The organism is Stenotrophomonas nitritireducens, from assembly GCF_050984405.1.
Lineage (GTDB): Bacteria > Pseudomonadota > Gammaproteobacteria > Xanthomonadales > Xanthomonadaceae > Stenotrophomonas > Stenotrophomonas nitritireducens_B.
In genome coordinates this window covers 148,244-164,634 of record NZ_CP158790.1, presented here as the reverse complement: position 1 = coordinate 164,634, position 16,391 = coordinate 148,244, and the positions used below count along the sequence as shown (strand labels likewise).

12 protein-coding genes are annotated in these 16,391 nt (G+C 69.8%); 6 read left to right on the top strand and 6 right to left on the bottom strand.

Annotation, left to right across the window (positions count from 1 at the left end; translation table 11 throughout):
* Positions 1-26 precede the first annotated feature (26 nt).
* The 4 genes from ABTV91_RS00755 to ABTV91_RS00740 all read left to right on the top strand — a co-directional run bounded on the left by ABTV91_RS00755 (position 27) and on the right by ABTV91_RS00740 (position 4,629).
* A complete protein-coding gene (locus ABTV91_RS00755; RefSeq protein ID WP_433852744.1) occupies positions 27-1,310 on the top strand; it encodes a tryptophan--tRNA ligase in 1,284 nt (427 codons plus the stop codon).
* 149 nt (positions 1,311-1,459) lie between these two features.
* Positions 1,460-1,759, top strand: coding sequence for a hypothetical protein (locus ABTV91_RS00750; RefSeq protein WP_433854226.1), 300 nt, complete (start codon positions 1,460-1,462; stop codon positions 1,757-1,759).
* A 170-nt stretch (positions 1,760-1,929) separates the two neighbouring features.
* Entirely contained in the window at positions 1,930-2,862 is a 933-nt protein-coding gene (locus ABTV91_RS00745; RefSeq protein ID WP_433852743.1) for an MBL fold metallo-hydrolase, read from the top strand.
* A 114-nt stretch (positions 2,863-2,976) separates the two neighbouring features.
* The gene (locus ABTV91_RS00740; RefSeq protein ID WP_433854225.1) at positions 2,977-4,629 is read left to right on the top strand and encodes a M28 family metallopeptidase; all 1,653 of its coding nucleotides are present in this window, start codon (positions 2,977-2,979) and stop codon (positions 4,627-4,629) included.
* Positions 4,630-4,650: 21 nt separating this feature from the next.
* On the opposite strand, the gene ABTV91_RS00735 is transcribed toward ABTV91_RS00740, so the two are convergent.
* Positions 4,651-5,958 carry an MFS transporter gene (locus ABTV91_RS00735; RefSeq protein ID WP_433852742.1) on the bottom strand — a complete coding sequence of 436 codons (1,308 nt, stop codon included), beginning with the start codon at positions 5,956-5,958 and terminating at the stop codon, positions 4,651-4,653.
* Positions 5,959-6,126: 168 nt separating this feature from the next.
* On the opposite strand from ABTV91_RS00735, the gene yedA reads away from it, so the two are divergent.
* On the top strand, positions 6,127-7,026 hold the full coding sequence (yedA, locus tag ABTV91_RS00730) for a drug/metabolite exporter YedA (RefSeq protein ID WP_433852741.1): 900 nt from the start codon (positions 6,127-6,129) through the stop codon (positions 7,024-7,026).
* Positions 7,023-7,943 (top strand): EamA family transporter RarD, encoded by a 921-nt coding sequence (gene rarD, locus ABTV91_RS00725; RefSeq protein WP_433852740.1) that lies wholly within the window; start codon positions 7,023-7,025, stop codon positions 7,941-7,943. Before yedA ends, rarD begins: the two co-directional genes overlap by 4 nt.
* A 58-nt stretch (positions 7,944-8,001) precedes the next feature.
* Here the strand turns inward: rarD and ABTV91_RS00720 are convergent, their stop codons facing one another.
* From ABTV91_RS00720 to ABTV91_RS00700, 5 genes are all read right to left on the bottom strand, one after another.
* On the bottom strand, positions 8,002-9,120 hold the full coding sequence (locus ABTV91_RS00720; protein ID WP_433852739.1) for an alpha/beta fold hydrolase: 1,119 nt from the start codon (positions 9,118-9,120) through the stop codon (positions 8,002-8,004).
* Between the two features lie 180 nt (positions 9,121-9,300).
* Positions 9,301-12,153, bottom strand: coding sequence for a TonB-dependent receptor (locus ABTV91_RS00715; protein ID WP_433852738.1), 2,853 nt, complete (start codon positions 12,151-12,153; stop codon positions 9,301-9,303).
* Positions 12,154-12,404: 251 nt separating this feature from the next.
* Positions 12,405-13,886: an ABC transporter permease gene (locus ABTV91_RS00710; protein WP_433852737.1), complete on the bottom strand. Its 1,482-nt coding sequence runs from the start codon at positions 13,884-13,886 to the stop codon at positions 12,405-12,407.
* Positions 13,887-13,896: 10 nt separating this feature from the next.
* A complete protein-coding gene (locus tag ABTV91_RS00705; RefSeq protein ID WP_433852736.1) occupies positions 13,897-15,057 on the bottom strand; it encodes an ABC transporter permease in 1,161 nt (386 codons plus the stop codon).
* An 82-nt stretch (positions 15,058-15,139) separates the two neighbouring features.
* Positions 15,140-15,826 carry an ABC transporter ATP-binding protein gene (locus tag ABTV91_RS00700; protein WP_433852735.1) on the bottom strand — a complete coding sequence of 229 codons (687 nt, stop codon included), beginning with the start codon at positions 15,824-15,826 and terminating at the stop codon, positions 15,140-15,142.
* Between the last annotated feature and the right edge of the window lie 565 nt (positions 15,827-16,391).

The following is a 16,391-nucleotide window of genomic DNA, read 5'->3' as shown; positions in this document are numbered from 1 at the left end:
TTAATCCGTCCGTCACGTCTGCGTTCATGACTACCCGCGTCCTCACCGGCATTACCCCCTCCGGCACTCCCCACCTCGGCAACTACGTCGGCGCCATCCGCCCGGCCATCGCGGCCAGCCGCGCGCCCGGGATCGAGAGTTTCTTCTTCCTGGCCGACCTGCACAGCCTGATCAAGTCGCAGGAACCCGAGCGCACCCAGCGTTCGACGCTGGAGATTGCCGCCAGCTGGCTGGCCTGCGGCCTGGACCCGGACAAGGTGTGGTTCTACCGGCAGAGCGACATCCCGGAAACCACCGAGTTGATGTGGTTCCTGACCGTGGTGGCCGGCAAGGGCATCCTCAACCGCGCCCACGCCTACAAGGCGGCGGTGGACAAGAACCGCGAGGAGCAGCTGGACGACGATGCCGGCGTCACCGCCGGGCTGTTCATGTACCCGGTGCTGATGGCCGCCGACATTCTCATTTTCAACGCGGACAAGGTGCCGGTGGGCCGCGACCAGATCCAGCACATCGAGATGGCGCGCGATTTCGCCCAGCGCTTCAACCACATCTACGGCAAGGACTATTTCACCCTGCCGGAAGTGGTGATTGACGAGCAGGTGGCGACCCTGGCCGGCCTGGACGGCCGCAAGATGAGCAAGAGCTACCACAACACCATCCCGCTGTTCGCCCCGCGCGAGGAGCTGAAGAAGCTGGTGTTTTCCATCGTCACCGACTCGCGCGCGCCCGGCGAGCCCAAGGACACCGAGGGCTCGGCGCTGTTCCAGATGTACCAGGCCTTCGCCACGCCGGAGCAGACCGCCGCGTTCGCGCAGGCCTTCGCCGGCGGCATCGGCTGGGGCGAGGCCAAGCAGCAGCTGTTCGAGCGCATCGACGGCGAACTGGCGCCGCTGCGCGAGCGCTACAACGCGCTGATGGCCGAACCGGAGAAGATCGAGGCGATCCTGCGCCGGCGCGGCCAGCAGCTGCGCGAGCAGTTCGCCATCCCGCTGCTGAAGGAACTGCGCCACGCCGTGGGCCTGCGCGACCTGTCCGCCGCCGGCGACCGGCCCGTGGCCGCCGCCGCCAAGGCCGCGCTGCCGCTGTTCAAGCAGTACCGCGAGAAGGACGGCCGTTTCTACTTCAAGCTGCTCGACGGCGAGGGCGCGCTGCTGGTGCAGAGCGCAGGCTTCGACTCGCCGCGCGACGCCGGCCAGCTGATCGCCGTGCTCAAGCAGGCCGAGCACGGCGACGCGCTGCAGAGCGAGCTGTTCCGCCTGGAGGCCGGCGTCGACGCGGTGCTGGAGGCGCTGCGCCAGTTGCGCGACTAGCCGGAACCGGCGGCAATGCGCCCGGCGCGCGACGCTGTTCCTTCCTGCCCGCGGCGAAGCCACCGCGCGGGCGCGGACGAGGACGGACGGGCGCCAGGACGCAGCCGCGATGTCCTTGCCCGGACCACGAACGCTACAAGGAGCCCATGATGGCCTGGTTGTCGTTGTTGCTGTTCCTGCCCTGGTTCGGCGTGATGGCCGCGCTGTACTGGTGGTTCCCGCGCCAGCCGCGCCACCGCACGCGCACCGTGTTCGACGGCGTCATGTTGGTACTGGCGCTGCTGGTCAGCATCGGCTTCATGCACTGGGGCTACCGCATCGGCGCGGCCGACGTCGACGCCGACAGCCTGTGGAAGCAGATCCTGGCGGTGCTCTACGCCTACGGCGGCTTCCTGGCGGTGATGGTGCTGGCGCTGCTGCTGCGGCCGCGCGTGCTGCACCGCTCGTAGGCGCGCACGCCTTCGCGTAGGAGCGGCTTCAGCCGCGATGGGGACTTCGCAGGGAAAGCCCGTTCGCGGCTGAAGCCGCTCCTGCGCGCGCGCCTGCGGCCCCGACGAAAGCCGTATTGCCGCGCTGCGGCGGCGGTGACAGCATCGGGACGGACCTCCGGAGCCACCGCATGAGCGCCGAGCACGACATCCACGTCATCGACACCGCGTTCCAGCGCGATCATTTCGATGCCGCCTACCTGCTGGTGGGCGGCGGCCGCGGCGCCTTCATCGACTGCGGCACCAGCCACTCGCTGCCCAATCTGCTGGCGGCGGTGGAACAGGCCGGGCTGGGCGTCGACGCCATCGACTGGCTGATCCTGACCCACGTGCACCTGGACCACGCCGGCGGCGCCGGCGCGCTGATGCAGCGGCTGCCCAATGCGCGGCTGCTGGTGCACCCGCGCGGCGCGCCGCACATGATCGATCCGGCGCGGCTGGTCGCCGGTGCCACCGCGGTCTACGGGCAAGCGGAAATGGCGCGCAGCTACGGGCAGATCGTGCCGGTGGCCGCCGAACGCGTGGTGGTGGCCGGGGATGGGCACCGCCTGTCGCTGGGCGGGCGCGAACTGCTGTGCATCGACACGCCCGGCCATGCCCGCCACCACCTGTGCGTGTGGGACGCGGCCAGCCGCAGCTGGTTCACCGGCGACACCTTCGGCCTGTCCTACCGCGAACTGGACAGCGCGCAGGGCGCCTTCGTCGTTCCCACCACTTCGCCGGTGCAGTTCGAACCGGACGCGCTGCACGCCTCGATCGACCGGCTGATGGCGCGTGCGCCGGAGGCGATGTTCCTGACCCACTACGGCCGCGTGCGCGATACCGCGCGCCTGGCCGCCGACCTGCACGTGCAGATCGACGCGATGACCGCCATCGCCCGCGCCTGCGACGGCCGCGCCGACCGCCACCGCGCGCTGGTGGCGGCGCTGGGCGAGCTCTACCTGGAGCGCGCCCGCGCGCACGGCTGCCGGCTCGACGATGCCGGCGTGCTGCGCGTGCTCGGCATGGACATCGAGCTCAACGCGCAGGGCCTGGAGTGCTGGCTGGACCGTGCGAAGCCGTAGCTGCCGGGCTCGCCCGGCACGGGGCATCGTCGTTGGAGCTTCATGCGGGGCAAGCCCCGCATCTACGGGTAAAATCCCGCAATCTTCCTGTTGTCTGGTACCGCCGTGAATCCGATGCGCATGCTGTTGTTGTCGTCCTGCCTGTTCGTCGGTGGCATCGCCAGCGCGGCCAACGACCTGCCCGGCGGCGGCATCGACGCGGACGCGCTGTCGCGGCACGTGCGCGTGCTGGCCTCCGATGAATTCGAGGGTCGCGCGCCGGCTACCGCCGGCGAGCAGCGCACCGTCGATTACCTGGTCGAACAGTTCCGCAAGGCCGGCGTGCAGCCCGGCGGCAAGGATGGCGGCTGGGTGCAGGAGGTGCCGCTGGTGCGCGCGCAGGTGGACGGCGCCATCGACGCCAGCCTGCAGCTGGCCGGCAAGCGCCAGCCGCTGGTCAACGGCGAGGACGTGACCCTGCAGAGCCTGAGCCCGCTCGGCGCGGTGGACCTGCAGGACGTGCCGCTGGTGTTCGTCGGCTACGGCATCGACGCGCCGGAGCGGCGCTGGAACGACTACAAGGACGTGGACCTGCGCGGCAGGATCGCCGTGGTGCTGATCAACGACGCCGATTTCGAGGCCGACGCGCCGGGCGCGTTCGACGGCAGGGCGGTGACCTACTACGGCCGCTGGACCTACAAGTTCGAGGAGGCCGCGCGGCGCGGCGCGGCGGGCGTGCTGATCGTGCACGAGACCGCGCCGGCGGCGTATCCGTGGGCGACGGTGAAGGCCTCCGGCACCTCGCCGCTGTTCGACATCCAGCGCAGCGAGGTCGATGCGCGCGCGCTGCACACGCCGCTGCGCGGCTGGATGCAGCGCGCCCTGGCCGAACGCATCTTCGCCGCGGCCGGGCTGGATTTCGACGCGGAGAAGCGCAAGGCCATGCGCGCCGACTTCCGCCCGGTCGAGCTGGGCGACGCGCGCCTGTCGGCCCGCTTCAAGCTCAAGCGCGAGCCGGTGGTCACCCGCAACGTGGTGGCGAAACTGGAAGGCGCGGCGCACCCGGACGAGTCGGTGATCTTTTCCGCGCACTGGGACGCGTTCGGCATCGGCCAGCCCGACGCCAGCGGCGACACCATCCGCCACGGCGCCATCGACAACGCCACCGGCGTGGCCTCGGTGCTGGAACTGGCGCGCGTATTCGCCGCCGGCCCGCGCCCACAGCGCACGCTGTATTTCCTGGCGTTGACCGCCGAGGAAAAGGGCCTGCTCGGCGCCAGCTACTACGCCGAGCATCCGCTGGCGCCGCTGGAGAAGACCGCCGCGGTGCTGAACATCGAGATGTTCAGCCCGGACGGCGAGACCGCCGACATTGCCACCTGGGGCAAGGGCCATGTGTCGCTGGAAGCGGACGTGGACCGCGTCGCCCGGGCGCGCGGCCGCCGCTGGTCGCCCGACCCGAACCTGGAAGCCGGCTTCTTCTACCGCGCCGACCACTTCGCCTTCGCCCGCAAGGGCGTGCCGGCGATCACCGTCGGCGCCGGCCTGGACAAGCGCGACGGTGGCATCAAAGCCGGCCGCGCGCTGCGCGATGCCTACTTCGCCAAGTGCTACCACCAGGCCTGCGATGCGTGGTCGCCGCAGTGGGACGCGCGCGGCCTGGCCGCCGATACGCTGCTGGTCTACGACCTGGGCCTGGAACTGGCCAACAGCCGGCGCTGGCCGGCGTGGGACAAGGGCGCGGAGTTCGAGGCCGCGCGCGGCGCCAGCGACGGCGCGCGGCGCTGATCGCCGCGGCGTGCGCGCGCACTACGTCCGCGTGCCGTCCAGCCAGTTCGGCCCCTTGTTCTCCAGGAAGAACAGGTAGACCACCAGCGACACCGCGATCACCGCGGTGACGTAGAACGCGAACGCGCCGACATGGCCGGTGCGCAGCGCGGCCTGGTACAGCAGCGGCGCGGTGCCGCCGAACAGCGAGTTGGCCAGCGCGTAGCCGAAGCCCACGCCGAGCGCGCGCACGTGGGTGGGGAACAGTTCGGCCTTCACCATCGCGTTGATCGAGGTGTAGCCGGTGAGGATGACGAAGCCGGCCGCCAGCGTCGCGAACGCCGCCAGCGCGTCGTGCTGCTGCGGCAGCCGGGTCACCAGGTACCAGGTGTAGAGCACGCCGCCCACGCCGAAGAACACCAGCAGGCGCTGGCGGCCGACGATGTCCGACAGCCAGCCGCCGACCGGCTGCAGCGCCATAAGGAAGGCGAGCACGCCCAGGTTGATCAGGGTGCCGGTCATCGGGTCGCCGCCGGCGAACGCGCTCTGGATCATCTTCGGCCCGTTCACCGAATACGTGTAGAACGCGACGGTGCCGCCGGCGGTGATCAGGAAACACAGCAGCAGCGGCCGCCACTGGTGGACGAACAGTTCGCGCATCGAGCCGGAGGCGCGCGCGCCGCCCTCGCGCGCGGCGGCGATGGACGACGCTTCCAGCGATTCGTCCATGGACCGCCGCAGCCAGAACACCACGATCGCCGCCACGCCGCCCAGCGCGAAGGCGATGCGCCAGCCCCATTCGGAGATCTGCGGGAGGTCCCAGAACAGCAGCATGACCAGCAGGGTCAGCTGCGCCAGCACGTGGCCGCCGACCAGGGTGACGTAGTGGAAGGAGGACAGGAAGCCGCGGCGGCCGGGCAGGGCGGCCTCGGACATGTAGGTGGCGCTGGTGCCGTACTCGCCGCCGGTGGCGAAGCCCTGCAGCAGGCGCGCCAGCAGCAGGATCAGCGCCGCCCAGATGCCGATGGTGCCGGCCGTGGGGGTGATGGCGACCAGAAACGAGCAGCCGGCCATCATCGAGACCGAGACGGTCAGCGCCAGGCGGCGCCCGTAGCGGTCGGCGAAGCGGCCGAAGTACCACGCGCCGATCGGCCGCATCAGGAAGGTGGCGGCGAAGATCGCCCACACGTACAGCGTGGAGTTGCGGTCGGCGGCGGAGAAGAAGCGCGATTCGAAATAGACCGCGAACACCGAGTAGACGTAGACGTCGTACCACTCGACCAGGTTGCCGGCCGAGCCCTTGAGGGTGTTGGAGACCGAGCGCCGCAGCGCGTTGCCGGAGGTGCGCATGCCGGATGATGTCCTTGCGTGGAAACCGGGCGCCCGCGCCCCTGTCCGCATCGCCGGGACGGCGGCGGCAGGCGTGGCCGGGCGGATACAGCATGCCGTTTTTCGGGCTGATCGCCACCATCGCGGTGCCCTAGAATCCGCATTCCCCCGGATGGCGGTACCTGCCCCATGTCTGCGCCCCCCACCACGTCGGCTGCTCCACGGAGCGGCCTTGTCGTTCTGGCCCTGTTCCTCGTGTACGTGGTCTGGGGCTCGACCTACCTCGGCATCCACCTGGCGCTGGAAGGCGGCATGCCGCCGCTGTCGGTGATCTCCGGTACCCGTTTCGTCATCGCCGGCAGCGTGCTCTACGCGCTGCTGCGCTGGCGCGGCGTGCCGGCGCCGACGCGCGCGCAGTGGCCGACCCTGGCGGTGATGGGCTTCAGCCTGCTGTTCCTGGGCAACGGCATGGTGGTGATGGCCGAGCGCGACGTGTCCTCCGGCCTGGCCGCGGTGGCGGTGGCCTCGGTGCCGCTGTGGATGGCGCTGTTCTCCGCGTTCCGCGGGCAGCGCGTGACCGCCGGCGAATGGCTGGGCATCGCGGTCGGTTTCGCCGGCGTGCTGTGGCTCAATGCCGGCAGCAGCCTGACCGCGACCCCGGCCGGGCTGGTGTTCCTGCTGGTGGCGCCGCTGGGCTGGGCCGCCGGTTCGATCTGGTCGCGCGGGCGCGACCTGCCGTCGCCGTTCATGACCGCCGCCGGGCAGATGCTGTGCGGCGGCGCGATCCTGGTGGTGGCCGGCCTGCTGCGCGGCGAGCGCCTGGACGGGCCGCCGTCGCTGCAGGGCATGCTGGCGGTGGCCTACCTGTGCGTGTTCGGCTCCATCATCGCCTTCACCGCCTACGTATGGCTGCTGCACAACGTGCGCCCGGTGCTGGCCAGCAGCTACGCCTACGTCAACCCGGTGATCGCGGTGGCGCTGGGCGCGTGGATCGCGCACGAGCGCTTCAGCGCCGCCGACATCGGCGCGATGGCGGTGATCCTGGCCGGCGTCGTGGTCATCACCCTGGCCCGGATGCGCCGCGCATGACGACGCCCGCGCACGAACACCGCAACGGCCTGCTGGCGACCACGCTGGCCTTCGTCATCTGGGGCCTGTTCCCGCTGTACTGGCGGCTGCTGATCGAGGTGCCGTCGTTCCTGATCATCGCCCACCGCATCGTCTGGAGCGCGGTGCTGCTGGTCGGCGGGCTGGCGCTGCTGCGCGGCTGGGGCTGGCTGCGCGAAGTGTGGGCCACGCCGCGGCGGTTCTGGCTGCTGGGGCTGTCGAGCCTGCTGATCGGCGCCAACTGGAGCCTGTACATCTGGGCGGTGAACGCCGGCCACGTGGTCGAAACCAGCCTGGGCTATTTCATCAATCCGCTGCTGAGCGTGGTGCTGGGCGTGGCGGTGCTGGGCGAGCGCCTGGGCCGGCTGCAATGGCTGGCGGTGGCGCTGGCGGCGCTGGGCGTGGCCTGGCTGACCTGGCAGAGCGGGCGCGCGCCGTGGATCGCGATCGGGCTGTCGATCACCTTCGGCCTGTACGGCCTGATCCGCAAGCTGGTGGTGGTCGAGGCGGTGACCGGGCTCGGCGTGGAAAGCCTGTTCATGGTCGGGCCGGCGCTGGCCTACGCGGCATGGGCCGAGAACGGCCACGGCGGCGGCTTCATCTCCGGCTGGGGCTGGGGCAACGACGCGCTGCTGGTACTGGCCGGCGTGGTCAGCGCGGTGCCGTTGATCGCCTTCGCCTACGGCGTGCGCCGCATCCCGCTGTCGGTGGTCGGGCTGCTGCAGTACATCGGCCCGACGCTGCAGTTCCTGATCGGCGTGCTGGTCCTGCGCGAACCGTTCGCGGCGGCGCAGCTGGTCGGTTTCGGCCTGATCTGGGCCGGGCTGGTGGTGTTCGCCACCGCCGGCGTACGCGCCGCGGCACGCGCGCGCTCGCGACTGCCGGCACCCACGCCGTAGGAGCGACTTCAGTCGCGATGGGGCTTCCCGGTAGTGCCTTTCGCGACTGAAGTCGCTCCTACGGCATCGTCGAGGTTGCTGCCACGGTCGCCCGCCCAGGTGCGGGCGATGCGGGTGTCGGGCATGGGGCGCCATCGTTGCCGGCGCGTGCGAACCAGTCGTCGATCACGCCCGAGAGACGGTCCAGCCGCAGCGGCAGGGTCAGGTGGTCCTCGCTCTGCAGTTCCAGGTAACGCGCGCGCGGCGCGGCGGCGGCCAGGGCGCGGCCCTGCGCGACCGGGATGTGCGCGTCGTCGCGGCCATGCAGCAGCAGGACGCAGGCCGGCACCTGCGCCAGCGCCTGGCCCACGTCCACGCGGTCCAGGTCGATGCCGAGCCGGCGGTCGGCGGCGGCGATGGCCGCGTCCAGCCCGCTGCCGCCGTACTGCCAGCGCGCCAGGGGCAGGGCGAGGTAGTCGCCCAGGCGTTCGGGCGGGCGCGACAGCATGTGCGGCACCATCGCGCGGATCGCCTGGCCGGCGTTGTCGAAGGATTCCATCGCCACCACGCTGCGCAGCCGCGGGCCGAGTTCGCGCGCGGCGAAGATGGCGGTGGCCGCGCCGTAGGACACGCCGAGCAGGTGCACCGGGCCGCTGATCTCGCCCTCGGCCTCGAGCGCGCGCAGCGCGGCGGCGACGTCGTCGCCTTCGCGCGTGCCGTAGCCGGACGGCGCCTGCCCGGAGCGGCCGTGGTTGCGCAGGTCCAGGGCGATGGTGCGGTAGCCGTCCTGCGCCAGCTGCAGCGCCCACGGCAGCAGCGAGCCGCCGTCCATCATCCAGCCGTGCAGCAGGATCACCGTGCCGCGCGGCGCAGCGCGCGGCGCATCCGCCGCCGGCGCGGTTGCCTCCAGCGAGAACTCGGGAAAGCGCTCGCCCTGGCCGAGGTAGCGGTACTGCAGGCGGTAATCGCCGGGGTCGAAGGCGAGCCAGTGCAGCGCCACGCCGCCGCTGCCGGGCACCGTGCCCTGGCGGTGCGGCAGGCGCGCGAGCAGCGCGTCGATGCGCGCGGTCGGCACCATCGGCGAGGTGCCGCCGGGCGCGGCCAGCCGCGCGCCGAGCGACAGCGGCGGCATCGGGGAGGACAGGGCGAAACCGGCCAGCATCACGCAGACGCCGGCCAGCGCCAGCGAACGCAGCATGGCGGTGATCCGGAAAGAGGAGGGGGGCCACGGTAGCGCCTGCGCCGCCGCGGCTCTACCGCGCGGGGATGACAGGAAGATGACCGTTGTATGCCGTTCGGCCTGGCGGCGGCCGGGCGCAGGAAAAAGCAAAGGCACCTTGCGGTGCCTTTGCCGGTGGAACGCCTGGCGGTCAGGCGATCAGAAGCGCTGCTGGTACTTCATGTACAGGAAGCGGCCGATGTCGAAGCCGCCGTAGTAGGTGAAGCTGCTGTTGGGCTGGCTGTACATCACCGGGCCGACGTGCTTGAAGACATTGTTCACGCCCAGCGACACGGTGCCGTCCCACGGCAGGCTGTAACGCACCTGCAGGTCGTGGAAGGTGTTGGAGCCCAGCTTCCTGCTCGGCTGCACATCGGTATACGACGAACGGAAGTCCGGCAGGTTGCATTCCGGGCCGCCGTCCAGGTCGTAGGAGCACTTCTCCTTCATGCTGGAGTAGTAGCGGGTGCTCCAGGTCAGACCGAAGTTGCCGCGCTGCCAGTCGGCGCTGAAGTTCGAACGCACGCGGAAGTCGCCGCCCCAGCCGGTGTACTGGTCGACCGGCGTGGTGGCTTCGCTGTCGCTCTTGCGCTCCAGGTAGTCGACGTAGGTGGCGTTCAGGCGCAGCGAGATCTGGCCGATGGCCAGCTCCGGCAGGCGATAGCGCACGCCGACGTCGTAGCCGGCGGTTTCCTGGTAGCCGGCGTTGTTGAGCGAGCGGTTCATGCCGCTGACCTGGCCCTTGTTGGTGCCGGAGGCGTAGCGGGTGAAGCGCGAGCACGCCGAGGCGATGCCCTGCACGTAGCACTGGTTGAGGATGTCGGTGGCCGACTCGCCGACGATCACGTTGTCGATGCGGATCTTCCACCAGTCCAGGCTCAGGTCCAGGCCGGAGACGAACTCGGGGCTGTAGACCAGGCCCACGGTCCAGGTCTTGGCGGTTTCCGGCTTCAGGTCCGGGTTGGAGCCGGAGGTGAAGTCGGTCACTGCCTGCACGCCGGAGGTGCTGGCCAGTTCGCCGTCGCCGGTCTTCTGGCGGAAGCCGCTGCCCAGGCCGGCGGCCGTGCAGCGCGCGGCCACTTCGCTGTTGCGTGCCGCCGCGCCGAAGGAGCGGTCGCACGGGTCGGTGATGCGGTCGCGGGTGGTGACGGTGCCGCCGTACAGGTCGTCCACGGTCGGCGCGCGGAAGCCGGTGCCATAGGTGGCGCGCACCAGCAGGGTGTCCACCGGCTTCCACTTCAGGCCGAACTTGCCGTTGGTGGTGCCGCCGAAGTTGTTGTAGTCCGAATAGCGCCCGGCCGCCTCCAGCGACAACTCGCGCGCGAACGGCAGGTCGGCCAGCAACGGCACCTGCAGTTCCAGGTAGACCTCGTCCAGCTTGTAGTCGCCCTGGGTCGGCTGGCCGCTGGTGCCGGCGATCTCGCCGTTCTGCACCATCAGGTCCGGGGTGTAGCGGGCTTCCTCGCTGCGGTGCTCCACGCCCATCGCGGCCATCACGTCACCGGCCGGCAGGCTGAACAGCGAGCCGGAGATGTTGGCGCTGACCACCTTGGTGGTGCTCTGGATATCGTCGACGAAGCTGCGGAACAGGTAGTCGCGCACGGCCGGATCGCCGCTGAGCGAGCCGGGGCTGTTGCTGCCCATCGGCGCCAGCGGGTTCCACGGCACGCAGTCCTGGATCACGTTGTCCGGGGTGCCGCAGCGGGCCACGCCGTTGGCGTCGATGAACGAGGCGCCCACCGACTTGTTGACGTTGGGCTGGTACATGCTCTGCAGCGTGCGGCGCTCGCCTTCGTTGCGGTTGAACATGTAGCCCACGTTCCAGTCCCAGAAACGCGAGCCGGTTTCGAAGCTGCCTTCCAGGCCCAGGCTGGCGCGCTTGGTGGTCAGGCTGTTGTTGGTCGCGCGCGGGAACTCCTCGGTGCGGTGCGAGAACAGCACGTCCTTGCCCCAGTGGTTGAACGCGCTGTCCTTGGACAGCATCGCGCGCGTGCCGCTGGCCGCCTGCGCCGAGGACACCGAGTACGGGTAGCCGGCCAGCTGCTTGAGCGATTCGCGCTCGCTGTACAGCACGTCGGCGACCACGCGCAGGTCGTCGGTGATCTGGAAGCCGCCGTTGGCGAACGCCGAGCGGCGCTCCAGGCCCGACAGCAGGGTCATGTTGGTCTTGGTGTTGGCGTAGGCCGAGCGGTCCAGCGGCTTGAAGTCTTCCACCTTGGACGGATCGCCGCCGGGCCCGACGCTGATCACCTTGCCATCGACGGTGACCGAGCCCCATGCGGTGGTGCCGTTCAGGCCGTCGGTGGGGTGGTACGGGCCGTTCGGATAGGCGGTGAACTCGCGCGCGCCGCCCAGCACCGGGTCTTCCTTCACCTTTTCCGCGCCGAAGGTAACCCAGCCGCGCTCGAAGGTCTTGCCCCAGGTGGCGCTGTAGGAGCGCTTCTGGCCATCGCCTTCGCTGTACTGGCCGACATAGGCGTTGGCCTGGCCGCCGTCGAAGTTCTTGCGGGTGATGATGTTGACCACGCCGGCGATGGCGTCCGAGCCGTACAGCGCCGAGGCGCCGTCGGTCAGCACTTCCACGCGTTCGACGATCGCCGACGGGATCGAGCCCACGTCGGAGTAGCCGCCGGCGCTCACGCCCATGCGGCGGCCGTCGACCAGCACCAGGCTGCGCTCCGGGCCGAGGTTGCGCAGGCTGACGAACATGCCGCCGTAGTCGCGCGCCGAGGACAGCGCCGAGGCGCGGCTGAGCGCCGGCGAGCCGGCCGCGGTGACGTCCTGCAGGATGTCGGCGACGTTGACGTAGCCCTTTTTTTCGATCTCGGCGCGGCTCAGCGCGATGACCGGCTTGGCGGTCTCGACGTTGGCCTGGCGGATGCGCGAGCCGGTGATCTCGACGCGGTCCAGGGTGGTGGTGCCGTCATCGGACTGCGCGAAGGCGCTGGCGCTGCACGCGGTGGCAAGGGCCAGCGCGATCGCGGAGCGGAGTGGGGTCGACTTCAGATACATCGTTTCGTGTTTCCTTTACTGCCTACGAAAAAAAGCGCCCGCGAGGGGCGCCATGAACAGATGCGATCACCGTTGGGGGAGGGACGCAGCATCCGCTGTCACGCAGCTGCGCTGTCCGCGGGATTTCCGGCGGGCGCGCATCATGGACCAAACGGATCGATGCGTGAAGGGGAAAGTTCCGCCATCCCGCCGGTGGATCGCCGTGGCAGGGGAAGGGCGGCGGCGCGTCGGCCGCGCCGCCGCGACGGCCGTCAGGTCTCGCGCAGGGCCGTGGTGATCGGCAGCCGCGCCGCCCGCAGCGCCGGGAACAGGCCGCCGACCAGGCCGATGCCCAGCGCCCACTTCAGCCCGCTCCACAGCAGCTCGGGCGAGACGTGGAACTTGAACACCACCGCGCTGAAGTTGCTGCCGATGGTGGACACGCTGTAGCCGTTGAACACCAGCCACGCCACCGCGCAGCCGAGCAGGCCGCCCACCAGCGCCAGCAGCATGGTCTCCAGCATCACCGCGGTCACCACCGGCAGGCCGCGGAAGCCGATCGCGCGCATGGTCGCGATCTCGCGGGCGCGGGTGGCCACGGCCGCATACATGGTATTGAGCGCGCCGAACACCGCGCCGATGGCCATGATCGCGCCGATCACCTTGCCGAGGATGCTGATCAGCGTGTTCAGCCCGCCGCCCTGCTTGCGGTAGTAGTCGCGCGTGGTTTCCACGTCCAGCTTCAGCCGCGGGTCGGCCGCCACCGCCGCCTTGAACTGCTCGAAGCCGGGCTTGCCTTCCGTGCGCACGCTGATCGACTGGTAGGCGCCGCGCTGGTAGGTGGTGGCCAGGGTCTGTACGTCGGTCCACAGCTCCGAGTCGTGCGCGTCGCCGGAGGCGAACACGCCCACCACCGTCCAGGCCTGGTTGCCGAGGGTGAGGGTCCTGCCGACCTCCATGTCGCGGAACTGGCCCTGCGCGCCTTCGCCGACCACGATCTCGCGCAGACCCGGCTTGAACTGACGGCCCTTCACGATCTTCACCTTGTCGTGCACCGCCCAGGCCATGTCGCCGACACCGCGGAACTGCGCGTTGACGTCGGTGCCGTCGGAACGCGACACCAGGTTGACCACCTGCGACAGCTCGGCCGACAGCAGCGCCCGGCCCTGCGCATCGCGCGCCACGCCCGGCAGCGTGCCCAGCAGCGGCACCTGGTCGCGGGTGATGACCGAGTTGGTCTCGGCCTGCGAGCCGCCGCGCAGCACGATCGCGGTGGTGTCGTCGCCGGTGCTGTCGAGCGTGGCCTGGAAGCCTTCGCCCATCGCCAGCATCGCCACCAGCACGCCGACCACGCCGGCGATGCCGACCACGATCACCGACGAGGCGCCCCAGCGCTGCGGCAGGCTGGCGATGCCGATGCGGGTGGCCGCCAGCGCCAGCCGGCCGGTTCGGGTGAGCGGCAGCCACAATGCGATGGCGACGGCCACGGCCAGCACGCCGACCCAAGGCAGCGCGATCCAGGCGCCCAGGCCGATGGCGAGCAGGACGATGGTCAGCAGATTCCACAGCCAGTTCCACGAACGTTGCCTCGGCTGCCGCGGCCTGGGCTTGCGCAGCAGCTTCCACGCACCAATTGCGGAGGCTAACAGCAGGGCGATGCCGAGCAGGTGCAGCGATCTGTGCGGGCCGAACAGCAGCAGCGCGAAACCGAGCAGCGCGACCAGGCCGGGGACCCACTTCATGTTGTTCTTCATGGTCTTCTCCTCAGCGTCCGGCCAGCGCGTCGACGATCTTCAGCCGCTTGGCGCGCAGCGCCGGCAGCACGCCCACGATCAGGCCGATCAGCACGATCAGCCCCAGCCCCACCAGCCAGGTCTGCAGCGGTACCTGCGGCGGCAGCATGCCCATGGTCTTGGGCGCCATCGCCGGCAGCGCCAGCGCCGCCAGGCCCAGGCCGAGCGCGCCGCCCAGGCCGACCAGCAGCACCGATTCGACCATCACCAGCATCAGCACCGTGCCGTCCTTGAAGCCCAGCGTCTTGAGCGTGGCCAACTCGGGGATGCGCTCGCGCACCGCCTGAGCCATGGTGTTGCCGGTCAGCAGCAGCAGGGTGAAGAACACCGCGCCCATGATCGAGGTGACGATCATGCCGATGTCGGCGAACTGCTTGATGAAGGCCTGCTGGAACGCCGATTCGGTCTGGCTCTTGGTCTCGTGGTCGGAGTTGGCCGAGATCGCATCGATGGCCTGGGCCACGCGCGAGGCATGGTCGGCGTTGTCCAGCGTCACCGTGTACCAGCTCACCTGGTTCTTGATGTAGTCGTTGGATTCGTCGAAGTACTTCCAGTTCATCATCAGCTGGCGTTCGTCGTTGGCGGCCGTGGCGGTGTTCTTCGAATGGAAGATGCCCACCAGCTGCAACGGCCAGTCGTTGCTGCCGCCGCGCGGGAAGATCGTGGCCTGCAGCGGGATGGTGTCGCCGATCTTCCAGCCGAACTGGTTGGCCAGCGTCGCGCCGACGATGGCGCCGGTGCGGGTGTTGTGGAAGGCGTCCAGCTGCTCCTTCGGAATCTCGAACTCGCGGTAGACGTCGAAGTAGTTCGGCGCCACCGAGAAGTTGGGGAAGAAGTTCTTCGGGTCCTGGTAGATGCCGCCGAACCACATGCCGTAGGTGACATCGCGCACGCCCTGCACCTGGCGGATCTGCGGTTCCAGGCGGATCGGCAGCGACTGGGTGATCGACAGCCGTGAGGCGACGACCAGGCGGTTGGCGCCGGCCACGCTGCTGCCGCCGCTGCTGAAGGCCACGCGCACCGAATCGAGCATGCCGAACAGCAGGAACGCGGTGACCACCGACAGCAGGGTGAACAGGGTGCGGGTGCGGCTGCGGAACAGCTGCGCCCAGATCAGGGAGAAGTACTTCATGCCGCGCCCCCTTGTGCGCCGCCCTGCGGGCGGCTTCGCCGTGAAAAACACTTGTCGTGTTGTTTGTTCATGGCCGCGCTCCTCAGTGCACCGGGGCGTCGACCAGCTCGCCCTTGTCCAGATGCACGGTGTGGGTGGCGTATTCGGCCGCCTTCGGATCATGGGTGACCATGATGATGGTCTTGCCGTGCTCGCGGTTGAGCAGCTGCAGCAGGCCCAGCACTTCCTCGGCCGAGTGGCGGTCCAGGTCGCCGGTGGGCTCGTCGCAGATCAGGAAGGTGGGATCGGAGACGATGGCGCGGGCGATGGCCACGCGCTGCTGCTGGCCGCCGGACAGTTCGTTGGGGCGGTGGTCGCGACGCTCGGCCAGGCCGACCAGCGCCAGCGCGATCTGCGCGCGGCGTTTGCGCTCGCCGGCCGACAGGTTGGTCAGCAGCAGCGGCAATTCTACGTTCTTCTGCGCGGTCAGCATCGGCATCAGGTTGTAGAACTGGAATACGAAACCGACGTGGTGGCTGCGCCAGGTCGAGAGCTGGCCGGCGCCGAGCTGGTCGATGCGCTGGCCTTCGATGGCGATCTCACCGCCGCTGGGCGTGTCCAGCCCGCCGATCAGGTTGAGCAGGGTGGTCTTGCCGGAGCCGGACGGGCCCATCAGGGCGACGAAGTCGCCGCGGGCGATGTCCAGGTCGATGCCGTGCAGCACCTGCACCTTCTCGGGGCCGCGCTGGTAGGTCTTGGTGATGTTGCGGAGGGTGACTAGGGCGGTCATGGGTGGTCCTCTGCGGTGGTGCGGTGGGTGGCGCTGCCGCGCCGTTCTGCTTTTTCCTCCCGCGTGGGCGGGAGCGGTGAATGGGGCGATGCTTCGGCGGTTGCGGTTTGCTTTTGACTTCCTATGGCCGTAGAGCGAGCCGAGCACCGCAGTGGGACAGGGGGCGAAGAGGCGCACGTGTCTGAGCGAAGCGAGTTGTGCGCCGTCCCCCTGGCCCGCGAGGAGCGCAGGGAACCGGCGGGCGCAGCCCGACGGATCGCGGCCCGGCCCGTGTTTCTCTTGGTTACTTCTCTTTGCACGAGCAAAGAGAAGTAACTCGCGCCCCGAAGGGGAGCGAAAGCTCTTGATCCTGCCCTTGCCGTTGCTTCAGCTTTCCAGAACTACACGACAACAGCCAAGACGCAGAGCCAAAGCGGGAGCCTGAAAGCAGAGCTTTCACTCCTGCTTCGCAGGAGCGAGCCACCTTTCTTTGCTCGTGCAAAGAAAGGTGGCCCAAAGAAAGCACGCCCTGCCTCCGCGCCCGACGCGCTGCGCGCGCCGGGTCCACTCCGCCGGCGGGATTTTT